This window comes from Sphingomonas sp. DC1600-2, from assembly GCF_049897605.1.
In the GTDB taxonomy this organism is placed as follows: Bacteria; Pseudomonadota; Alphaproteobacteria; order Sphingomonadales; family Sphingomonadaceae; genus Sphingomonas.
This window is the reverse complement of record NZ_JAFCWO010000002.1, coordinates 670,510-689,458: the sequence shown is the minus strand read 5'-3', so window position 1 is coordinate 689,458 and position 18,949 is coordinate 670,510. Positions and strand designations below refer to the sequence as shown.

General features: G+C 64.0%; 20 protein-coding genes. 8 read left to right on the top strand and 12 right to left on the bottom strand.

What is annotated here, in order from left to right; genetic code table 11:
* Positions 1 to 368: 368 nt before the first annotated feature.
* The 11 genes from ACP7BL_RS06790 to ACP7BL_RS06740 form a co-directional block, all read right to left on the bottom strand.
* Complete coding sequence (locus tag ACP7BL_RS06790) at positions 369 to 551, bottom strand: hypothetical protein (protein ID WP_010404201.1); 183 nt, start codon at positions 549 to 551, stop codon at positions 369 to 371.
* Positions 548 to 1,696, bottom strand: coding sequence for a tRNA guanosine(34) transglycosylase Tgt (gene tgt / locus ACP7BL_RS06785; protein WP_426257925.1), 1,149 nt, complete (start codon positions 1,694 to 1,696; stop codon positions 548 to 550). Before tgt ends, ACP7BL_RS06790 begins: the two co-directional genes overlap by 4 nt.
* A 121-nt stretch (positions 1,697 to 1,817) precedes the next feature.
* Positions 1,818 to 2,498 (bottom strand): DUF1013 domain-containing protein, encoded by a 681-nt coding sequence (locus ACP7BL_RS06780; protein WP_033966017.1) that lies wholly within the window; start codon positions 2,496 to 2,498, stop codon positions 1,818 to 1,820.
* A gap of 108 nt (positions 2,499 to 2,606) precedes the next feature.
* On the bottom strand, positions 2,607 to 3,644 hold the full coding sequence (locus ACP7BL_RS06775; RefSeq protein ID WP_426257924.1) for a glycosyltransferase family 4 protein: 1,038 nt from the start codon (positions 3,642 to 3,644) through the stop codon (positions 2,607 to 2,609).
* A 5-nt stretch (positions 3,645 to 3,649) separates the two neighbouring features.
* On the bottom strand, positions 3,650 to 4,549 hold the full coding sequence (locus ACP7BL_RS06770; RefSeq protein WP_033966021.1) for a UDP-2,3-diacylglucosamine diphosphatase: 900 nt from the start codon (positions 4,547 to 4,549) through the stop codon (positions 3,650 to 3,652).
* Positions 4,550 to 4,637: 88 nt separating this feature from the next.
* A complete protein-coding gene (locus ACP7BL_RS06765) occupies positions 4,638 to 5,249 on the bottom strand; it encodes a glutathione S-transferase family protein (protein ID WP_426257923.1) in 612 nt (203 codons plus the stop codon).
* Between the two features lie 71 nt (positions 5,250 to 5,320).
* Positions 5,321 to 7,024 (bottom strand): long-chain-fatty-acid--CoA ligase, encoded by a 1,704-nt coding sequence (locus ACP7BL_RS06760; RefSeq protein ID WP_426257922.1) that lies wholly within the window; start codon positions 7,022 to 7,024, stop codon positions 5,321 to 5,323.
* Positions 7,025 to 7,063: 39 nt separating this feature from the next.
* Positions 7,064 to 7,261, bottom strand: a complete 198-nt coding sequence (locus ACP7BL_RS06755) for a hypothetical protein (protein ID WP_339561147.1) — start codon at positions 7,259 to 7,261, stop codon at positions 7,064 to 7,066.
* A gap of 68 nt (positions 7,262 to 7,329) precedes the next feature.
* The gene (locus tag ACP7BL_RS06750) at positions 7,330 to 8,958 is read right to left on the bottom strand and encodes a diguanylate cyclase (RefSeq protein WP_426257921.1); all 1,629 of its coding nucleotides are present in this window, start codon (positions 8,956 to 8,958) and stop codon (positions 7,330 to 7,332) included.
* 227 nt (positions 8,959 to 9,185) lie between these two features.
* Positions 9,186 to 11,513, bottom strand: a complete 2,328-nt coding sequence (gene clpA / locus ACP7BL_RS06745) for an ATP-dependent Clp protease ATP-binding subunit ClpA (RefSeq protein ID WP_126847892.1) — start codon at positions 11,511 to 11,513, stop codon at positions 9,186 to 9,188.
* 125 nt (positions 11,514 to 11,638) lie between these two features.
* Positions 11,639 to 11,836 carry a DUF1192 domain-containing protein gene (locus ACP7BL_RS06740; RefSeq protein ID WP_033966031.1) on the bottom strand — a complete coding sequence of 66 codons (198 nt, stop codon included), beginning with the start codon at positions 11,834 to 11,836 and terminating at the stop codon, positions 11,639 to 11,641.
* Between the two features lie 70 nt (positions 11,837 to 11,906).
* Here ACP7BL_RS06740 and ACP7BL_RS06735 point away from each other — a divergent pair, with 70 nt between their 5' ends.
* The gene (locus ACP7BL_RS06735) at positions 11,907 to 12,908 is read left to right on the top strand and encodes an NAD(P)H-quinone oxidoreductase (protein WP_171010518.1); all 1,002 of its coding nucleotides are present in this window, start codon (positions 11,907 to 11,909) and stop codon (positions 12,906 to 12,908) included.
* A gap of 70 nt (positions 12,909 to 12,978) precedes the next feature.
* On the opposite strand, the gene ACP7BL_RS06730 is transcribed toward ACP7BL_RS06735, so the two are convergent.
* Complete coding sequence (locus tag ACP7BL_RS06730; RefSeq protein WP_426257920.1) at positions 12,979 to 14,325, bottom strand: NAD-dependent succinate-semialdehyde dehydrogenase; 1,347 nt, start codon at positions 14,323 to 14,325, stop codon at positions 12,979 to 12,981.
* A gap of 93 nt (positions 14,326 to 14,418) precedes the next feature.
* Here ACP7BL_RS06730 and ACP7BL_RS06725 point away from each other — a divergent pair, with 93 nt between their 5' ends.
* The 7 genes from ACP7BL_RS06725 to ACP7BL_RS06695 all read left to right on the top strand — a co-directional run bounded on the left by ACP7BL_RS06725 (position 14,419) and on the right by ACP7BL_RS06695 (position 18,946).
* A complete protein-coding gene (locus ACP7BL_RS06725; RefSeq protein WP_033966035.1) occupies positions 14,419 to 14,658 on the top strand; it encodes an exodeoxyribonuclease VII small subunit in 240 nt (79 codons plus the stop codon).
* A 4-nt stretch (positions 14,659 to 14,662) separates the two neighbouring features.
* Complete coding sequence (locus ACP7BL_RS06720) at positions 14,663 to 15,562, top strand: polyprenyl synthetase family protein (RefSeq protein ID WP_033966036.1); 900 nt, start codon at positions 14,663 to 14,665, stop codon at positions 15,560 to 15,562.
* A gap of 2 nt (positions 15,563 to 15,564) precedes the next feature.
* Positions 15,565 to 16,068: a pantetheine-phosphate adenylyltransferase gene (gene coaD, locus ACP7BL_RS06715; protein ID WP_171010524.1), complete on the top strand. Its 504-nt coding sequence runs from the start codon at positions 15,565 to 15,567 to the stop codon at positions 16,066 to 16,068.
* A gap of 90 nt (positions 16,069 to 16,158) precedes the next feature.
* Complete coding sequence (locus ACP7BL_RS06710) at positions 16,159 to 16,908, top strand: peptidylprolyl isomerase (protein WP_171010523.1); 750 nt, start codon at positions 16,159 to 16,161, stop codon at positions 16,906 to 16,908.
* 36 nt (positions 16,909 to 16,944) lie between these two features.
* A complete protein-coding gene (gene queA, locus ACP7BL_RS06705; protein ID WP_426257919.1) occupies positions 16,945 to 17,991 on the top strand; it encodes a tRNA preQ1(34) S-adenosylmethionine ribosyltransferase-isomerase QueA in 1,047 nt (348 codons plus the stop codon).
* A complete protein-coding gene (locus ACP7BL_RS06700; protein ID WP_137902795.1) occupies positions 17,988 to 18,443 on the top strand; it encodes a hypothetical protein in 456 nt (151 codons plus the stop codon). The genes queA and ACP7BL_RS06700 overlap by 4 nt, the downstream gene beginning before the upstream one ends.
* On the top strand, positions 18,440 to 18,946 hold the full coding sequence (locus ACP7BL_RS06695; protein WP_426257918.1) for an EF-hand domain-containing protein: 507 nt from the start codon (positions 18,440 to 18,442) through the stop codon (positions 18,944 to 18,946). The genes ACP7BL_RS06700 and ACP7BL_RS06695 overlap by 4 nt, the downstream gene beginning before the upstream one ends.
* The last annotated feature ends 3 nt before the right edge of the window (positions 18,947 to 18,949 follow it).

Genomic DNA, 18,949 nt, shown 5'->3' with positions numbered 1-18,949 from the left:
CACTGGTCGCCACCAGCCGGACCGCCTCGTCCTCGAATTCCTTTGTAAACCGTCGTTGCTTCGTCATCGAGTTTGCCTTTCACCTCAGGAAAACTCTCCACTTTTCTGAAGCAAGTCCAACATGCATCTTTTGGCCGAAGGGGCATTGCCGATCTTGAACAGCCTCTATTCGCAGACCGTCACCTGAATGCTACCCGGCGGGTGTGGTCACAGATGCAATTTCCGCCCGCTATCACTATACCCCCTCCCTGGAAGGGAGGGGTTAGGGGGTGGGTCGGCCTGTTGGGTGAGGTTGTTCTCTATCGAGAGCAACCCACCCCCGGCCCCTCCCTTCCAGGGAGGGGAGACACCGGGGGCAAGGGTGCGCGCTAGTTCTTCTTGGGCCGGTTCACATAGAGCAAGACCGCCGCCAAGGCCGCCGATCCCACGCCGACGCCGATGGCGATCGGGGTGAGGGGCCAATTGCCGCCTTTTTCCGACTTGGCTTCAGCCGCATCGCGCACGCGCTTATGGTCGCGGGCGGCGGCTTCGATTTCGTTGATTTCGCTCATTGGTCCCTCTCGCTTTGGCTTCGATACTCCTGCCGGAACGTATCGGCGAAGGATTTGAGCCGTCCTTCGGCAATCGCGCGGCGCAGATCGGCCATCAGCGCTTGATAGAACCAAAGGTTGTGCTCTGTCATCAACATCGCGCCCAGCATTTCGCCCGATCGTACCAGATGATGCAGATAGGCGCGGCTCCAGGTCGCGCACACCGGGCAGGCGCAGGTCGGGTCGAGCGGGCCGGTGTCCTCGGCGAACTTGGCATTGCGGATGTTGAGTGGGCCACCGCGCGTAAAGGCCTGGCCAGTGCGGCCCGAGCGGGTCGGCAGCACGCAATCGAACATGTCGATGCCGCGTTCGACCGCGCCGACAATGTCGGTCGGCTTGCCCACGCCCATCAGATAGCGCGGCTTGTCGGCGGGCAATTGGCCGGGGGCGAAATCAAGGCAGCCGAACATCGCCTCCTGTCCCTCGCCGACGGCAAGGCCACCGACGGCATAGCCATCGAAGCCGATGTCGATCAGCGCCGCCGCGCTATCCCCACGCAATGTCTGGTCCAGCGCGCCCTGCTGAATGCCGAAGATCGCCGCATTTTCGGCATGGCCACCGCCGCTGTCGAACGCGTCGCGGCTGCGCTTTGCCCAGCGCATCGAGCGCGCCATCGCGGCGGATTGCACTTCGGGGGGCGACGTGGTCGGCACCAGTTCGTCAAACGCCATGACGATGTCTGAGCCGAGCAGCCGCTGGATTTCGATCGAGCGTTCGGGGCTGAGCGTGTGACGGGTGCCGTCGAGATGCGACTTGAAGGTCACGCCATTCTCGTCGCGCTTGGTCAGGTCGCTGAGGCTCATCACCTGATAGCCGCCGCTATCGGTCAGGATCGGGCGATCCCAGCCCATGAAGCCGTGCAGCCCGCCCAAGCGCGCCACGCGCTCGGCTCCGGGGCGCAGCATCAGATGATAAGTGTTGCCGAGGATGATGTCGGCCCCCGCCGCACGGACGTCGGCTGGTTTCACGCCCTTGACGGTGGCGGCGGTGCCGACCGGCATGAAGGCGGGCGTGCGGATCGTGCCCCGGCGCATCGCGATTTCACCGGTGCGGGCTTTGCCGTCGGTGGCGTGGATGGTGAAGGCGAAACGGGGCGGTTGGGTCATCTTGCTTCCTCCCCTCCCTGTAAGGGAGGGGCCGGGGGTGGGTCGGCATAAGGAGAGCGCGGCGCTCCCCCGAGAGCAACCCACCCCCAACCCCTCCCTTCCCGGGAGGGGAGAAGGGTTTTCAGCGCTTGAACAGCGTCTCGGCAGTGGGTTCGGCGGGCTTGGCGGTTTCGCCATGCTCAGCCGCTTCGGCATCGCGCGAAAGCTGGTCGCGTTGCGCGCGCAGTTCGGTGATCAGCGCCTCGCGGTCGCCTTCCAGCCGGGTGTCGACCGGGGCTTCGAGCCCAGCCGCCTTCGCCGCCTTGGACACGGCCGCGTCGAGCTCGCGCTGCGTCGTCAGGCCCAGCGTCACCGGGTCCTTGGGCGTGATATTGGCGATGTTCCAGTGGCTGCGGTCGCGGATCGCGGCGATGGTGGTGCGGGTCGTGCCGATCAGGTTGCTGATCGCGCCGTCGCTGATTTCGGGGTGGTTGCGGATCACCCAGGCGATGCCGTCGGGCTTGTCCGACCGCTTCGACACCGGCGTGTAGCGCGGCCCCTTGGTGCGGCGGACCTGCTCTGGTCCTTTGAGGATCTGCAGGCGATAATCGGGGTTCGCTTGCCCCTTGTCGATTTCGGCCTGGGTCAGTTCGTGCGCGCGGATCGGGTCGCGACCGGTCAGCTTGGTCGCGGCGGTGTCATCGGCGATCGCCTGGATTTCCAGGATATGCAGGCCGCAAAATTCGGCGATTTGCTCGAAGCTGAGCGATGTATTGTCGACGAGCCAGGACGCGGTCGCGTGCGGCATGAGCGGCTGGGCCACGGAAAACTCCTTAAAAACGGAAAGGGCCGCCCCTTTCGGAGCGGCCGCTTATTCTGACCATCAGTGTAGAGCGGTTGTGAAGGGAGGGCAAGCGTGTCGCTTTCCTCCTTAAGCAGCAATCGCCTCGGGATGATCGACCGGGACCAGGGCACCGAGAAACTGTCGGGCACTCGCTTCCCAGGTGAAGGTCTGGCCATAGGCCGCGCAGGCGGTACGATCGAGCGTGAGCGCGGTGGCGATCGCGGTATCGAGATTCTCGTCCATGACGCCGACCGCAGGGTTGAGCACATCGACCGGCCCCGTCACCGGGAAAGCTGCGACGGGCGTACCGCATGCCAGCGCCTCGATCATCACCAACCCGAACGTGTCGGTGCGGCTGGGGAAGACGAACACGTCCGCCGACGCGTAAGCGGCGGCCAGATCGCCGCCGAACAACGGCCCCAGGAAATGCGCGTCGGGGAAGCGTGCGGTCAGCGCCGCACGCGCCGGGCCGTCGCCCACCACCACCTTGGTGCCGGGATGGCTCGAGGTCAAAAACGCCTCGATATTCTTCTCGATCGCGACGCGACCGACATAAAGCTGGATCGGGCCCTTACCTGCATCCTTCAGCGCCTGAATAGCGGCAAGCGGCGCGAGATGCGGGCCGAAGATCGACAGATCGACGCCGCGCCCCCAATGCCGGATCTTGGTGAGATCATGCGACTTCAGCGTTGCCGCGATCGACGGTGTCGAGGCGAGGATCGATTGGGCCGGCCAATGGAACCAGCGAATATAGCGCCACACCCATTCCGGGTTCACGCCGGTGCGCGCCGAAACATAATCGGGGAATTGCGTGTGATAGGCGGTGGTGAAGGGAAAGCCGCGCGTCAGGCACCAGCGCCGCGCCGCCAGGCAGACGGGCCCTTCGGTCGCCAGATGGATCGCATTCGGCGCAAAGTCGGCAAGCATCTTGCCGACGGTCGCCGTGCTGGCAAAGGCCAGGCGGATCTCGGGATAGGTCGGGCAGGGCAGCGAATAGAACAGATCGGGCGAGACGATCAGGACTTCATGCCCCTGGCGCTCCAATTCTCTGCGCACGGCCTGCAGCGTGCGCACGACTCCATTGACCTGGGGGCTCCACGCATCAGTGGCGATCGCGATGCGCACGCCGGTCAGGCCGCCATCATCTCGATCTTCGCCACGGGCCGGGCCTTTGCCCGCGCGGCGATTTCGTCGGCCCAGTGGAGCAACTCCATCCGGCCGTCGAAATGTTCGACCAAGGCGGTGCAACCCTCCACCCAGTCGCCATCGTTATAATATTCGACCCCGTTGATATCGCGGAATTCGGCGGTGTGAATGTGGCCGCAGACCACGCCATCAACGCCGCGCGAACCAGCAGCCTGCGCGACGATCTCCTCGAAGTTGGAGATGAACTGCACGGCGTTCTTCACCTTGGCCTTGGCGTGCTTCGACAGCGACCAATACGGCAAGTTGAAGAAGCGACGATACGCATTCACCCAGCGATTGAGAGCCATCATGAATTCATACGCTACATCGCCGACATGCGCCAGCCAGCGATGCGCCAGCGTGATTGCGTCGAATTCGTCGCCATGCAGCACCAACAGGCGGCGGCCGTCGGCGGTCTCGTGGATCGCCTTGCGCCGGATTGCGACGCCACCGAAATCGAGCCCGGTGAACTGACGCATCACCTCGTCATGGTTGCCGGGGATGTAGATCACCTCGGTGCCGCGCTTGGCGCGTTTGAGCAGACGCCACACCACATCGTTATGCGCGGCGGGCCAGTAGAACCGCTTCTTCAACCGCCAGCCATCGATGATGTCGCCGACCAGATACATCCGCTCGCTGTCGACATGGTCGAGAAAGTCGATCAGCATATCGGCGTTGCAGCCGCGCGTACCGAGATGGATGTCCGAGATCCAGATCGTGCGATAACGGCGGCGTTCGCTCGTTGCGCGCTCGGGGATGGCGGGATGCGAGTTGGCGAAGTCCGCAAAATCGGCAATCGTCCCGCCCGAAAGACCGTCCATGGCAATCTTGGTCACAGCGTCCATAGCGTCGAAACCTTCGCGAAACCTTTGGCTGATCTCCAGCTATGGCGACGGAATGTTACAATCGGAATCGTGGACCTTCACGCAACTGTCACATGGGCACGTGTCCGGGTTGTTCTGCGACGCGGGCGAGCCATGCCGTGACCGCCGGATAGCGGCTTAGGACGAAGCCCCCGTCCTCGGCGACATGCGTGTAAGCGTAGAGCGCAATGTCGGCGACGGTGAAGCGCCCGGCCGCCAGGAACGGCGTTTGCGCAAGGTGGGCGTCCATCAGCGCCAGCGCGGCTTCGCCCGCCGCCTGTTTGCCGGGGATGAGCGTGCGCTGGAAATCGGTCAGCCGGTCTTCGCCGATGAAGGCGCGCCAGAAGCGCAGCGTCGCGACATTGGGCTCGTGATTATATTGTTCCCAAAACATCCAGTGCAGCATGTCGGCGCGATCGAAGCGGTCGTGCGGGATCAGCGGCGATCCATCGGCCAGATACAGGCAGGCGGCACCGCTTTCGGGCAGATAATCGTCGCCGATCTGCAGCACCGGAATGCGGCCATTGGGGTTCACGCCGTCGAGAAAGGCGGCGGTGCGCGTTTCGCCCTTTTGAATGTCGTAACTGCGCCGTTCGAGCGGAATGCCGACATGCGCCGCCGTTAGGCGGATTTTGTAGCAATTCCCCGAAACGGGATCTTCGTGGAGGATCAGATTGGCCATTGTCCGCGCGCCCCTTTGGATCGTTTCCAACGGTCTTTAGGAGGTTCGATCTGATCGGGCCAGTTCGCTTCTTATGCGGAAGGAGGGGGATCGCTCTCCGCCTTCACCTCGGCAATCAAATCCTTGCGGCTGAGCTTGCCGATCATCGTCTTGGGCATGGTCAGGCGGATCACGACGGCATCGACTCGCTCATGGCGGCCAAGCTGCGGATTGAGCCAGTCGCGCAGCGCCTCCGGCGTAACATCGGCACCCTCGTTCAGCGTGACATAGGCGCGCGGCTGCTCGCCACGATACGGATCGGGCAGGCCGATCACCATCGCTTCCTTTACCGCCGGATGATGATGCAGCACCGCCTCGATCTGGCTGGGGAAGACCTTGAACCCCGACACCGCGATCATGTCCTTAAGTCGATCGACGATCCGCACGAACCCGTCCGCGTCGATCGTGCCGACATCGCCGGTGCGCAGCCAGCGGCCTTCCTCGGTCGTCAGGAACACCTCGGCATCGGCATCCGGCCGGTGCCAATAGCCCTGCATGATTTGCGGGCCCATCGCGACGATTTCGCCAGGCTCGCCGGCAGGTGGATCCTGCGTCGGATCGGCCTTGTCGACCAGCCGCAGCCGCGTGCCGGGAATGGGCTGGCCGATCGTTCCGGTCTTGCCTTCGCCCTCATACGGGTTGGCCGACAGCACGCCCGAGCTTTCCGACAGCCCATAGCCTTCGACCACGGCGGCCCCGGTGACCTTTTCGAACTTGGCCTTCAATTCGGCGGCGAGCGGCGCGCCGCCGGAAATGCAGATGCGCAGCGACGAGAAATCGGTGCTCGTGATCTTGGGATGGTCGAGCAGCGCCTGATACATGGTCGGCACGCCGGGCAGGGCGGTCGCCTTGGTGCGGCCGATGGCGGCCAGCACAGCCCCCGCCTCGAAGCGTGGCAGCATTACGATGCAGCCGCCATTCAGCACCGTGCGGTTGAGCACGCAGGTGTTGGCGAAGACGTGGAAGAGCGGCAGCACGCCGAGGATGCGGTCGGGCGGGCCGGGGTGCGGGTCGATCCCCATCACTTGCCGGGCATTGGCCGACAGGTTCTGGTGCGTCAGCGCGGCACCCTTGGGCACGCCAGTGGTGCCGCCGGTATATTGGATCAGCGCCACGTCGCGTTCGGGGTCGATCGTCGCAGGGGTGTACCGTCCGTCATTGGCGATGAGATGCGAAAACGCGATGACGCGCGGGTCGTGTGGGCGCGGCGTGACTTCGGCGCGCTTGAACAGGCGATAGAGGATCGATTTCGCACTTGGCAGCGCCCCGGCGATCGATCCGACGATCAAGCGCTCCAGGCCGCTTCCGTCGAGCACCTTGAGCGCGGTTGGCAGCAGCGCGCTGGCCGAGAGCGTGAACAGCACGCGCGTTCCCGAATCCGCGACCTGATGCTCCAACTCGGCCACCGTATAGAGCGGCGAAAAATTGACGACGGTCGCGCCGATCTTGAGAATGCCATAATAGGCCGCGAGGTAATGCGGCACGTTGGGCAGGAACAGGCCGATCCGGTCGCCCGGACCATATCCCAAGGCTTGCAGGCCGGCCGCAACGCGGTTCGCTCCGTCCAGCGTCTCGGCATAACTGAAGTGCCGGCCCAGGAAATCGATCAACGGAGCCTTGCCTGCCGCATGCGCGGAGCGCTCGAACAATTCCACCATCGACAGCGCAGGAAAGGCGCTCTCCCAAGGGGTTGGATGACGGTAGGATTGGCGCCAGACGGCTTCAGCGGAGATCATTGACAGGGGTGTAAGCAGCCTTCCCGCGCGCCGCAAGCGTCAGGAGATATGAGCTCCCGTCCAGGTGACGAGTACCGATATGGCAACCAGCCCGAGGTCCAGCGCCGCCTTTACCTGATGTGGCGCACGATCCGTAGCGTCATGCGTCAAAATCTGAATGTCGGCGCTCGGGTGGCGCACGACCGCGATCAGCGCGAGGGCTGCGACGATTCCGATCGTGATGCGGCGATTGCGCATGGCCAGCCCCTTTGCATCCCGATTCTATCGGTAATTCCGATTCGGAGCAAGAAAGTCCGCCAATCGTGTCAGGCTGCCCAGCGATCGGGCAAATGGCGACCGCGTACGCGGTCTCGTCCTGCCGACTTTGCTTCGAACAACGCACGATCGGCACACGCGTACAGCGCCTTCCAGTCGACTTCGCGCAACAGCGGGCCCGTGCAAGTGCCAATGCTCGCCGTCACGGTCACATCGTACGGCATGCGCCCGGCGCGCAGTTTCTCCAGGATGGCGCGCGGTTCGATCAGAATATCGGCGGGGGCAACGATTGCAAATTCCTCACCGCCGATTCGCGCGACCAGCGCCTCCGGTGGGACCGACTCGCGGAGCGTACGGGCGAAGACCCGCAATACCTCATCCCCCCCGTCATGGCCGATCGTTTCGTTGACGCGCTTGAAATGATCGAGGTCGGCGATCAGCAAGGTCTGCTCGCCGGACCGTCCGATAACTTCGGTCAGAAAGGCACGGCGGTTGAGCAATCCCGTCAGTGAATCGGTGTCGGCGAGCAGCAGTGCGGCGATCTCGCGTTCGCGCGCCACATCACGTTCGCGGCTCAGCATGCGGATGCGATAGGCAACCGCAATGCTCGACAGAAGCGCCTCGATCGTCATCGAAGCCAGCGTCGAATTATCAAGCCAGAAGCTCCAGCCGATCAGGCCCAGCGAACTGAACGCCCGCAGGCATGCCAGCGTGATCGGCGCACCCCAGGCCAGAACGAACATTCCAAGATAGTCGCTGCGCAAGCGCCATGCGCGCCACAGAATGGGTCCTGCAACCCCCATTTGCGCTAGAAAAGCATAGGTGTAGGCGCGGTCGGTGAGATAGGGTGCGACTGGAGCGAACACAGCGAAGGCTAGCGTCGCAACCGTCATTATGCCGGAAGCGACCGTCGCCAACCGGCCGAGATATCCGCCGAACACGCGCGGCTCGAAAAAGGCCCGGGCAAACGCGAACGCGGCCACCGCCGCAATACCGAGCGTAAGATAATTTATCCGTATCCGGTCGTTATTGGCGAGATCAGGCCAGGCCCAGGCCAGGGCACCCGAGGACGAGAGCGCATAGAGCAGCAGCGCCGTCACCATCGCGCAGTAAGCGAGCTGGAACCGATAGCGAAGCGCCACCCATAGCGCCAGATTATAGGTGAGCAACGCGATGCAGAGACCGGCAAAGCCGCCGTAGAGCCCCGCCATCTTCAAATTCGCGCCGACGCTTTGTTGCGGATTCACGATCCGCGCGCCGCGCAAGATTCCGCGCATGTTGCCAGTCCCCTCGATATGCCAAAGCACGCGCAACAGCGGCGCGTTGCGCTCGGGCAAGGACTGTTCGATAATCGCCCCGAGCTGGAGGTGGCGCGCGGCCCCGTGTTGGTCGAGCGACGCGGAGACGACCGTTCTATCGGCATACAGTGCATAGAAAGTAATGCGTTTTTGCCAAAGGCTGGCGACCTGGATCGCAAGCGGGCCGGTGCGGTGGACCGGCGAGGAAATCGCCCAATAGTCGCCACCGGGCAAAACGCTTTGCGGAGAAACGCAATCAAACGCGGTCTTGCCGGCGAAAAGCCGGAGCGGGGTCATGCCCGTTTGCGCGCGGGTGACGCAGACCGGCAGTGTATCGCCCGGTCGCTCAGCATGCGCCGCCGATGCAAAGAGCGTCAACATCACTGCAAGGAGACTGGATAAAAGCACGCGGCACATGCTTGCTCCCTACGCCCAGGAACCCAAACAGAGCGTAAAGGACAAAAAATTGTTGCGAAGGGCGATTTCGCCGCGCCGCACAGGGATCGCCAAGAGCCAGAACCGAAGGCGGCGGCGCTCCGCCCCGCATGGGATCCGCAGTATGATTGAAAAAAAGCGGGTCGGCACTCCTGCCGACCCGCCGGTTTTGGTCACTTGGCCGTCGTGGTATCCTTGTCGATCTTGGCCGCCGCCTTTTTCTTGGGCTTCTTGGGCGGGGCGGCCGTAATCTCGAACGACAGCGCGCCGTCCTTCATCTTCACCGTCACCTCGCCGCCATGGACCAGCTTGCCGAACAGCAATTCCTCGGCGAGCGGCTGCTTGATCTTTTCCTGGATCAAACGGCCCATCGGGCGCGCACCGTAGAGCTTGTCATAGCCCTTGGCGGTGAGCCACGTCTTGGCCTCGTCGTCGAGGTTGATGTGGACGTTGCGGTCGGCCAGTTGCAGCTCGAGCTGGAGGATGAACTTGTCCACCACCCGCGCCACGACTTCGGTCGGAAGATAGCCGAACGGCACGATCGCATCGAGACGGTTGCGGAACTCGGGCGTGAACATCTTCTGCACGGCTTGCTCATCCTCGCCCTCGCGGGTGAGGTTGCCGAAGCCCAATGTCTCGCGCGCCATGTCGCTGGCACCCGCATTGGTCGTCATGATCAGGATGACGTTGCGGAAATCGACCGTCTTGCCGTGCTGGTCGGTCAGGCGCCCATTGTCCATCACCTGCAGCAGGATGTTGAACAGATCGGGATGCGCCTTCTCGATCTCGTCGAGCAGCAGCACCGAATGCGGCTGCTGGTCGATCGCATCGGTGAGCAGACCACCTTGATCGAACCCGACATAGCCGGGAGGCGCACCGATCAGTCGGCTGACCGAGTGCCGTTCCATATACTCCGACATATCGAAGCGCTGGAGCGGGATGCCCATGATCTGCGCGAGTTGCTTGGCAACTTCCGTCTTGCCGACGCCGGTCGGGCCGGTGAACAGATAATTGCCGATCGGCTTTTCGGGGTCGCGCAGGCCAGCCCGGCTCAGCTTGATCGCCGAGGCGAGTTTTTCGATCGCCGCATTCTGCCCGAACACCACGCGCTTCAGATCGGTTTCGAGCGATTCGAGCGCCTTGGTATCGTCGGTCGAGACCGATTTCGGTGGGATGCGCGCCATCGTCGCGATCACCGCCTCGATTTCACGTGAGGTGATCGTTTTCTTGCGCTTGGCGAGCGGCACCAGCATCTGCATCGCACCGACTTCGTCGATCACGTCGATCGCCTTGTCGGGCAGCTTGCGGTCGTTGATGTAGCGCGCGGACAGTTCCACCGCCGACTTGATCGCGTCGGGGGTGTATTTGACCTTGTGATGCTCCTCGAACGCCGAACGCAACCCGGTCAGGATTTTGACCGTATCCTCGATCGTCGGCTCGTTGACGTCGATCTTCTGGAAGCGCCGCAGCAGCGCGCGGTCCTTCTCGAAGTGGTTGCGGAACTCCTTGTACGTGGTCGAGCCGATGCAGCGGATCGTGCCGCCCGAAAGGGCAGGCTTGAGCAGGTTCGACGCATCCATCGCGCCGCCGCTGGTCGCACCCGCGCCGATCACGGTGTGGATTTCGTCGATGAACAGGATCGCGTCGGGCATCTTTTCAAGTTCGGTGACGACCGCTTTCAGCCGTTCTTCGAAATCGCCGCGATAGCGCGTGCCGGCCAGCAGCGCGCCCATGTCGAGCGAATAGATGACCGCTGGCAACAGCACCTCGGGCACTTCGCCCTCGACGATCTTGCGCGCCAGGCCCTCGGCGATGGCGGTCTTGCCGACGCCGGGATCGCCCACATACAGCGGGTTGTTCTTGGACCGGCGGCAGAGGATCTGCACGGTGCGATCGACCTCGGGGCCGCGACCGATCAGCGGATCGACCTTGCCCTTCTTGGCCTTCTCGTTGAGATCGACACAGAATTGCTTGAGCGCGCTTTCGCTCTTGCCCTTCTCGCCAGGTTTCTGGGGCTTTTCCTCATCGACACCCTTGGGCGGGGCGGCTTCGGGGGCAGCGGTGCCCTTGCCGACGCCGTGGCTGATGAAGCTGACGGCATCGAGACGGCTCATATCCTGCTGCTGCAGGAAATAGACGGCATAGCTCTCGCGCTCGCTGAACAGCGCGACCAGCACGTTCGCGCCGGTCACTTCGTCGCGGCCGGAGGACTGGACGTGGAGGATCGCGCGCTGGACGACGCGCTGGAAGCCGCTGGTGGGCGAGGGGTCGGTCGCGGCATCGACCTTCAGCGCCTCAAGCTCGGTATCGAGATAGTGTTTTACGGTTGCGGTCAGCTCGGCGGTGTCGACCCCGCACGATTGCATCACCTTGGAGGCATGTTCATCGTCGATCAGGGCAAGCAGCAAGTGCTCGAGCGTGGCATATTCGTGCCGGCGCGACGACGCGGCCTCTAAGGCCTTGTGCAGCGTGGTTTCCAGCGCGGAGGCGAAGGATGGCATCTGTATTTACTCCATGCGGGCCACGAAAGACGGGCGGCCCTTTCCTGCTATGTCGGAAGGCAGGACGCCCGCATCAAGCACTTGAAACACGTCGCGGCATTTCCTCGGCCCCGCGACGAAACCCCTCATGACTTGAATAGGTCGTTCGCGCTTGCCCGATGGTTAACCGCGCATTGTATTTTTGCTCGGGTGCGCGCCACTTCCGCCTCCAGCGCGACGATGCGCGCTTCCAGTTCCTTGACCGACAGCGGGTCAAGGTCCTGTACGATCAGCGCGGCGAGCGGATCGCCCGCGCGTTTCGGGAGAATCTCGTCGAGGTCCATAGGCAGGATCGTTGACCCGGCGGCGCGCCATGTCAATAAGGCGCGCAAAGCAAAACAGGGCGCACGACCGATGGACGGTATTCCGACAACGATGCGAGCGATCGACCCGGACGTGCCGGGCGGGCCCGAGGTGCTGCGCGTGGTGCAGCGCCCGGTGCCGATGCCGCGTGTTGATGAAGTGTTGATCCGCGTCGTCGCGGCGGGCGTGAACCGGCCCGACGTGCTGCAGCGCAAGGGCGGATATGCGCCACCGCCGGGCGCGCCGTCGATCCCGGGGCTGGAAGTGTCGGGCACGATCGTCGCGCAAGGGGCCGAGGTCGCGATCGACATGACCGGTCAGCCGGTGTGTGCGCTGCTGGCAGGGGGCGGCTATGCCGAATATGTCGCGGTCGCAGCGGGGCAGGTGTTGCCCGTGCCCAACGCGCTGTCGATGGTCGAGGCGGCGGCCTTGCCCGAGACATTGTTCACCGTGTGGACCAATTTGTTCGAACGCGCTTATGCGACCGAGGGGGACACCGTGCTGGTGCATGGCGGCACCAGCGGCATCGGCACGATGGCGATCGCCTTGGGCGCGATCTTCGGGCTGGAGGTGATCGTCACCGCTGGCTCGGACGATAAATGCGCGGCGGCAGTCGCGCTCGGCGCGGCGCATGCGATCAATTACAAGACCGAGGATTTCGTCGAGCGCGTCGCCGAGATTACCGGTGGCAAGGGCTGCGCGGCGGTGCTCGACATGGTCGGCGGCGATTATGTGCCGCGCAACTTGAAATGCCTGGCCGAGGATGGTCGCCATGTCTCGATCGCGGTGCAGGGCGGATTGATGGCGACGATTCCCATCTTCGACATCATGCGGAGGCGGCTGACTTTGACCGGATCGACGCTGCGCCCGCGCGATACGGCGTTCAAGAGTCTGGTTGCCGACGAACTGCACAGCACGGTGTGGCCGCATGTGGAGGCGGGGCGACTGAAGCCGGTGATGGACCGCACCTTCCCGCTCGCGGAAGCCCCCGCCGCGCATGCGCGGATGGAGGCGGGCGAGCATGTCGGGAAGATCGTACTGACGCTGGATTGATCCGGGAAGAGGGGAGGTCGACACTGCTTTCCTCCCCTCCCTTCCCAGGGAGGGGAGGAAACGGCGGGGCTCAGCCGATCACCGTCTTCAAATTCATGAACTCGTGCAACCCATAGGGCCCCAATTCACGCCCGTGGCCCGAGCGCTTGATGCCGCCGAACGGTGCTCCCGGCGTGGAAGCCAGCATTGCGTTGACTGCGATCATCCCGGCCTCGATATCCCGTTCGAAGCGCGCGCGCTCGGCAGGATCGTTGGTCCAGACCGAGGAGCCGAGGCCGAATGGCACAGCATTGGCGAGGGCAATGGCAGCGTCGATGTCATCGGCCTTGAACAGCATTGCCACCGGCCCGAACACCTCCTCCCGCGCGACGGCATGGTCGGCGGGCACGTCGACGAGGATCCCCGCCGACAGATAGGCCCCCTTGCCGGGCAAGGGCTCTCCGCCGAACAGCAACTTGGCACCGGCCTCGCGGAACATCTGCAATTGGTCCAGCACAGTCTGAAGCTGTGCGTCGCTCGACAAGGGGCCCATGTCGGTCGCGGCGTCCATCGGATCGCCCGCGACAACCGCCTTCATCCCGGCCGAGAATTTTTCGAGAAAAGCATCATACACGTCGGCGTGAACGATCATGCGCTTGGCGCAGATGCACGACTGGCCGGTATTTTGGATGCGCGCGGTCACTGCGGTCTTGGCGGCGAGATCGAGATCGGCGGAGGGCATGACGATGAACGGGTCCGAGCCACCCAGTTCGAGCACGACCTTCTTGAGCGCCCGGCCCGCCGCCTCCGCGACCTTCATGCCCGCGCCCTCGCTGCCGGTGAGCGTGACCGCGACGATGCGGTCGTCGGCGATGAGGGCAGCGACCTTGTCCGACTTGATCGGCAAATTCTGGAACAGGCCGACAGGGGCTCCGGCGGCGATCACCATCTCCTCGATCGCAGCGGCGACGCCCTGCACGTTGGAGGCGTGTTTCAGCAGGCCGACATTGCCCGCCATGATCGTCGGCGCGAGAAAGCGGACGACTTGCCAATAGGGGAAATTCCACGGCATCACCGCCAGCACCGGACCCATCGGGTGCCAGGTCGCGGTCCCTCCCTGGACCGGACTCGGCACCAGCATCGCCGGGCCCTCCTGCGCATAATGGCGGAATCCCGCCGCGCATTTCTCGACCTCGGCGATTGCCGATTTCAGCGTCTTGCCCATTTCGCGCGTCGCGATCTCGGCGAGGCGACGGGTGTTGGCATCGAACTGCTCGGCGATTCGCTCGAGCAGGGCGGTGCGCGTGGCGTAATCGGTGACGCGCCACTCCTGGAAAGCATCCTGTGCCCGCGTCAATTTGGTTTCGATCTCATCGCCGGTCAGCTCGCGGTAAGACGGGCCTGGCGTTCCGGTTGCCGGATCGATGCTGGTGAACATGCGGGAAGTTCCTTATTGCGAATTGCACGACAAACGCATTGCGGCCCTAGCGTATCCTTGACCCCAAACACTCGCCTGCCGCATAGCTGACAAATGGATATAGCGATCGAAGAGCTGTCGTTCGAAGCGGCGTTAAAGGAATTGGAGGGGATCGTGGCGAGGCTCGAGAGTGGCGATGCGCCGCTCGACCAGGCAATTGCGCTCTATGAGCGCGGGGACAAATTGCGCCGTCGCTGTGACGAGCGGCTTAATGCGGCCCAGGCGCGGATCGAGGCGATCCGCACCGACAGCGAGGGGCGTGCCATCGGCACGCAGCCCTTTGCCGCGGGTTGAGGGCATGACCGCTTCGTCCCTGACGCTTGCCGCAGCTTTGTCCGAAGTCGGTGCCGATATCGATCGCCGGCTCGACCAGTTTCTGGCGATCCCCGAGGATCCGCGGGCCAACCTGTATCGGGCGATGCGCCATGCCGCGATTGGCGGGGGCAAGCGCCTGCGCCCGCTGCTGGTGTTCGCGACCGGGCGCTTGTTCAATCTCGACCGGGATGCGGTCGGCCGGTCGGGTGCGGCGATCGAGTGCATCCATGTCTATTCCCTGATCCATGACGATTTGCCCGCGATGGACGACGACGACATGCGGCGCGGCAAGCCGACCGTCCATCGCGCGTTCGACGAGGCGACCGCGATCCTGGCAGGCGATTCGCTGCATGCGCTGGCCTTCGAAATTCTGGCCGACCCGAGCACGCATCCCGACCCCTTCGTGCGCAGCGAACTTGTGCTCGATCTGGCACGCGCAGCGGGCCCGGCGGGCATGGCGGGTGGACAGGCAATGGATCTGGAGGCCGAGAAATCGACCTTCGATTTGCCGACCGTCACGCGATTGCAGGCGCTGAAGACCGGCGCGCTGATCGCCTGTTCGGTCGAAGCGGGCGCGATCCTCGCCAAGGTGCCACCCGAAGGGCGCACAGGCTTGCGCGGCTATGCCCGTGACGTGGGGCTCGCTTTCCAGATTGCCGACGACATCCTCGATGTCGAGGGCGACGAGGCTGCAGTCGGCAAGAAGCTCGGCAAGGATGAGGGCGCGGGCAAGGAAACCTTCCTGTCGCTGCTCGGCCTCGATCGTGCCCGCGAACAAGCGCGGATGCTGGTCGATCAGGCGATCGAACATCTCCATGCCTTTGGCCCCGAGGCGGATCTGTTGCGCGACATTGCGCGCTTCACGCTCGAGCGCGACCGTTGACGATCCGCACCGGGGTCTATCCGGGTACGTTCGATCCGGTGACGCTGGGGCATATGGACGTCATCCGGCGCGGCGCGGCGTTGGTCGACCGGCTGGTGATCGGCGTGACCACCAATGCCTCCAAATCGCCGATGTTCTCGGATGCCGAACGGATCGCCATGATGGAGCGCGAGACCGCAGGGATCGCGGGGGTCAGCGTCGTCGGCTTCGATTCGCTGCTGATGGATTTCGCGGCGGCGCAGGGCGCGAGCATCATCTTGCGCGGCGTGCGCGGGGTGACCGATTTCGAATATGAGTATCAGCTGACGGGCATGAACCGGGCGATCAACCCGCGTATCGAGACGGTGTTCCTCATGGCGGATGTCTCGTTGCAGCCAATTGCCAGCCGGTTGGTCAAGGAAATCGCGCTTTATGGCGGCCCGATCGACCGTTTCGTCAGCCCGACCGTGGCGGCGGAACTTGCCGCACGGGTCGATAAGATCGGCCGCAAGGGCACTCAGCCCTAATATGGTCGCTTTCGCGCGCCACGTTCAGATTGGCGCAAGCGGCGACTTGGTCTAAGCGCGGGTCCACACCGAGTTTTTCGCGGGGAAATGATGCGTTTCGTTACCACCCTTCTGGTCTTCATCCTCGCGTTCGTCGCTGGGCCCGCCTTTGCCGCCAAAAAGAAGCCGGACCCGAAGAGCGCTGTCGTCACCGCCGTTGGGCGGCCCGATATCCCCTCGGCGAGCGACCCGGAGAATTTGCTCTATCTCGACCTGTCGACCGGTGGCCGTGTGGTCATCTGGCTGCGCCCCGATGCCGCGCCCAAGATGGTGGAGCGCGTCAAGACGCTGACCCGCCAGCATTTCTATGACGGGCTGCTGTTTCACCGCGTGATCGAAGGCTTCATGGCGCAGACCGGCGACCCGAAGGGCGACGGCACCGGTGGATCGACGCTGCCCAACGTGCCAGCCGAGTTCAACTGGCTGCCACATGTGCGTGGCGCGGTGTCGGCGGCGCGCGAAGGATCGGCCGAGGGTGCCACCGTCGAGGAAGTGACCAAGGCCGAAAACAGCGCCAACAGCCAGTTCTTCATCGTGTTCAGTCCGACAATGAAGCTCGACCGCAAATATACTGTGTTCGGCCGGGTCATCTCGGGCATGGACTATGTCGATGCGATCGCGCGCGGTGAGCCGCCGGTGCACCCGTCGCGGATTCTCCATGCTTATATCGCGGCGGACAATCCCCCCGCTTATGCGCCGCCGCCGCCGCCCGCGCCGGTCGCTGCCCCGGCTACGCTCGCGCCGAGCCAGCCGGTGCTGAAGCCCGCACCCAAGGCAGCGCCGAAGAAAAAGGCGGCCTGAGCCGCTGATACCTGCCACGACGGGGGGAGTACCGTCATGAAGGTCGATCTGTTCGACTTTGTCTTGCCGCCGGAGCGGATCGCACTGCGCCCGGCGTCGCCGCGCGACAGCGCCCGAATGCTCGTGGTCGAGGGGAATGCCCTCCTCGACCGCCATGTGGGCGATCTGCCCGACGCATTGCGCGCGGGCGACATGCTGGTGTTTAACGACACGCGCGTGATCCCCGCGCAATTGGAGGGGACGCGCGGCGATTCGCGGATCGGTGCGACCCTGCACAAGCGCGAGGGGCCGCGGCGCTGGCGCGCCTTCATCCGCAATGCGCGGCGGCTGCGCGATGGCGACGAAATCGATTTCGGCAGCGGTGTCACCGCTTATGCGCGCGATCGCGGCGAGGATGGTAGCTTCGCGCTCGATTTCGCGGGCGAGGAGCCGGTCGAATTGCTGCTGGAACGCGCCGGACGCATGCCGCTGCCGCCCTATATCGCCGCGCGCCGCCCGGCGGACGCGCAGGATGCCGACGATTATCAAACGATGTTCGCTGCCGAAAAAGGCGCGGTGGCGGCTCCGACTGCGGCGCTCCACTTCACGCCCGCGCTGATGGCGAAGCTTGGGGAGGCAGGCGTCGAGCACGCCACGCTGACGCTGCACGTCGGGGCGGGCACCTTCCTTCCGGTCAAGGCCGACGATACGCTCGACCACAAGATGCACGCCGAATGGGGACGCATCGATGCCGCCACCGCCGACCGGCTCAACGCGGTGCGCGCCCGTGGCGGGCGCGTGATCGCGGTCGGCACCACCAGTCTGCGCCTGATCGAGAGTGCTACCGGTGCCGACGGGGTGATTCGCCCGTTCGAGGGCGACACAGCGATCTTCATCACGCCGGGCTATCGCTTCAACGGTATCGACGGCCTCGTCACCAATTTCCACTTGCCGCGATCGACTTTGTTCATGCTGGTCAGCGCGTTGATGGGCACCGAGCAGATGCAAGCGGCCTATGCCCATGCGGTGCGAGACGGCTATCGATTCTACAGCTATGGCGATGCCAGTCTGTTGCTGCCGAACGCGGGGAAGAGCGAAGCATGACGATTCTTATGATGGTTGCTGCCTTGGCTGCTGCGGCGAGTCCGCAAGCGTCGGTTCCTGATGATGCCAAGCTAGCCGAACAGGCGACCGTGCTTGGGCAGTGCTTCGTCGACAAGACTACCGGCGCTGACCGAATCGCGGTCGCACGCTGGATGTTAGGTGCCATGAGTTCGGCACCGCAGATGGCGGATCTGATCAAGGTCGATTCCGCCGGGCAGATTGAGGCCGACAAAAAAATGGCGGTGCTTTTCACGCGATTGATGGTGGTCGACTGCGCAAAGGAGGCGCGTCCGCTGTTCAAGGCGAGAAGTCGTGCCGGATTTGAAGCGGCCGGGGGCGCGCTGGGCAAGATCGCGATGAAGGAACTGCTGTCCAATCCGGCGGCTTCCAAGGGGCTGGAAAGCTATACCCACTATCTTAACGAGAGCGATTTTGCGGGTTTGACGAAATGATGGTCGTGCGCGCCGGAGCGATGCTGCTGTTGATGGCGGCACCGCTATCGGCGCAAACCGTACCCGTCGTCACTCCCCCGCCAGCCCGTCAGCCAGCAGCGACGATCGTGGTCGAGCCGGCCGCAATGCTCATCGCCGCGTGCGACAGTGACGGCGACGGGCGCACCACCCGCGCCGAGCTCAGTGCCTGTATCGCGCGCAGCTTCGCCGATGCCGACAGCGCGCATAAGGGCTCGATCGGCTATATCGACTATAGCGACTGGGCGCTCAAATGGCTGGGGGATCGCAATGCGCTGCCGAGCCCGTTCGCCATCGACAGCGATGGCGACAACCGCATCACGCTCGCCGAATTGCAGGCGCAGTTTTCGAGCCTGTTCGACCGTTTCGACACCAATAAGGACGGCGCGGCGACACGAGCGGAGCTGGTGACCATTCGCAGCGCACCGGTTCCCCAGGGGGATGACGGCAAGCGCGGCCATCGCCGCTCCTCGCAATCGCGCTGAGGT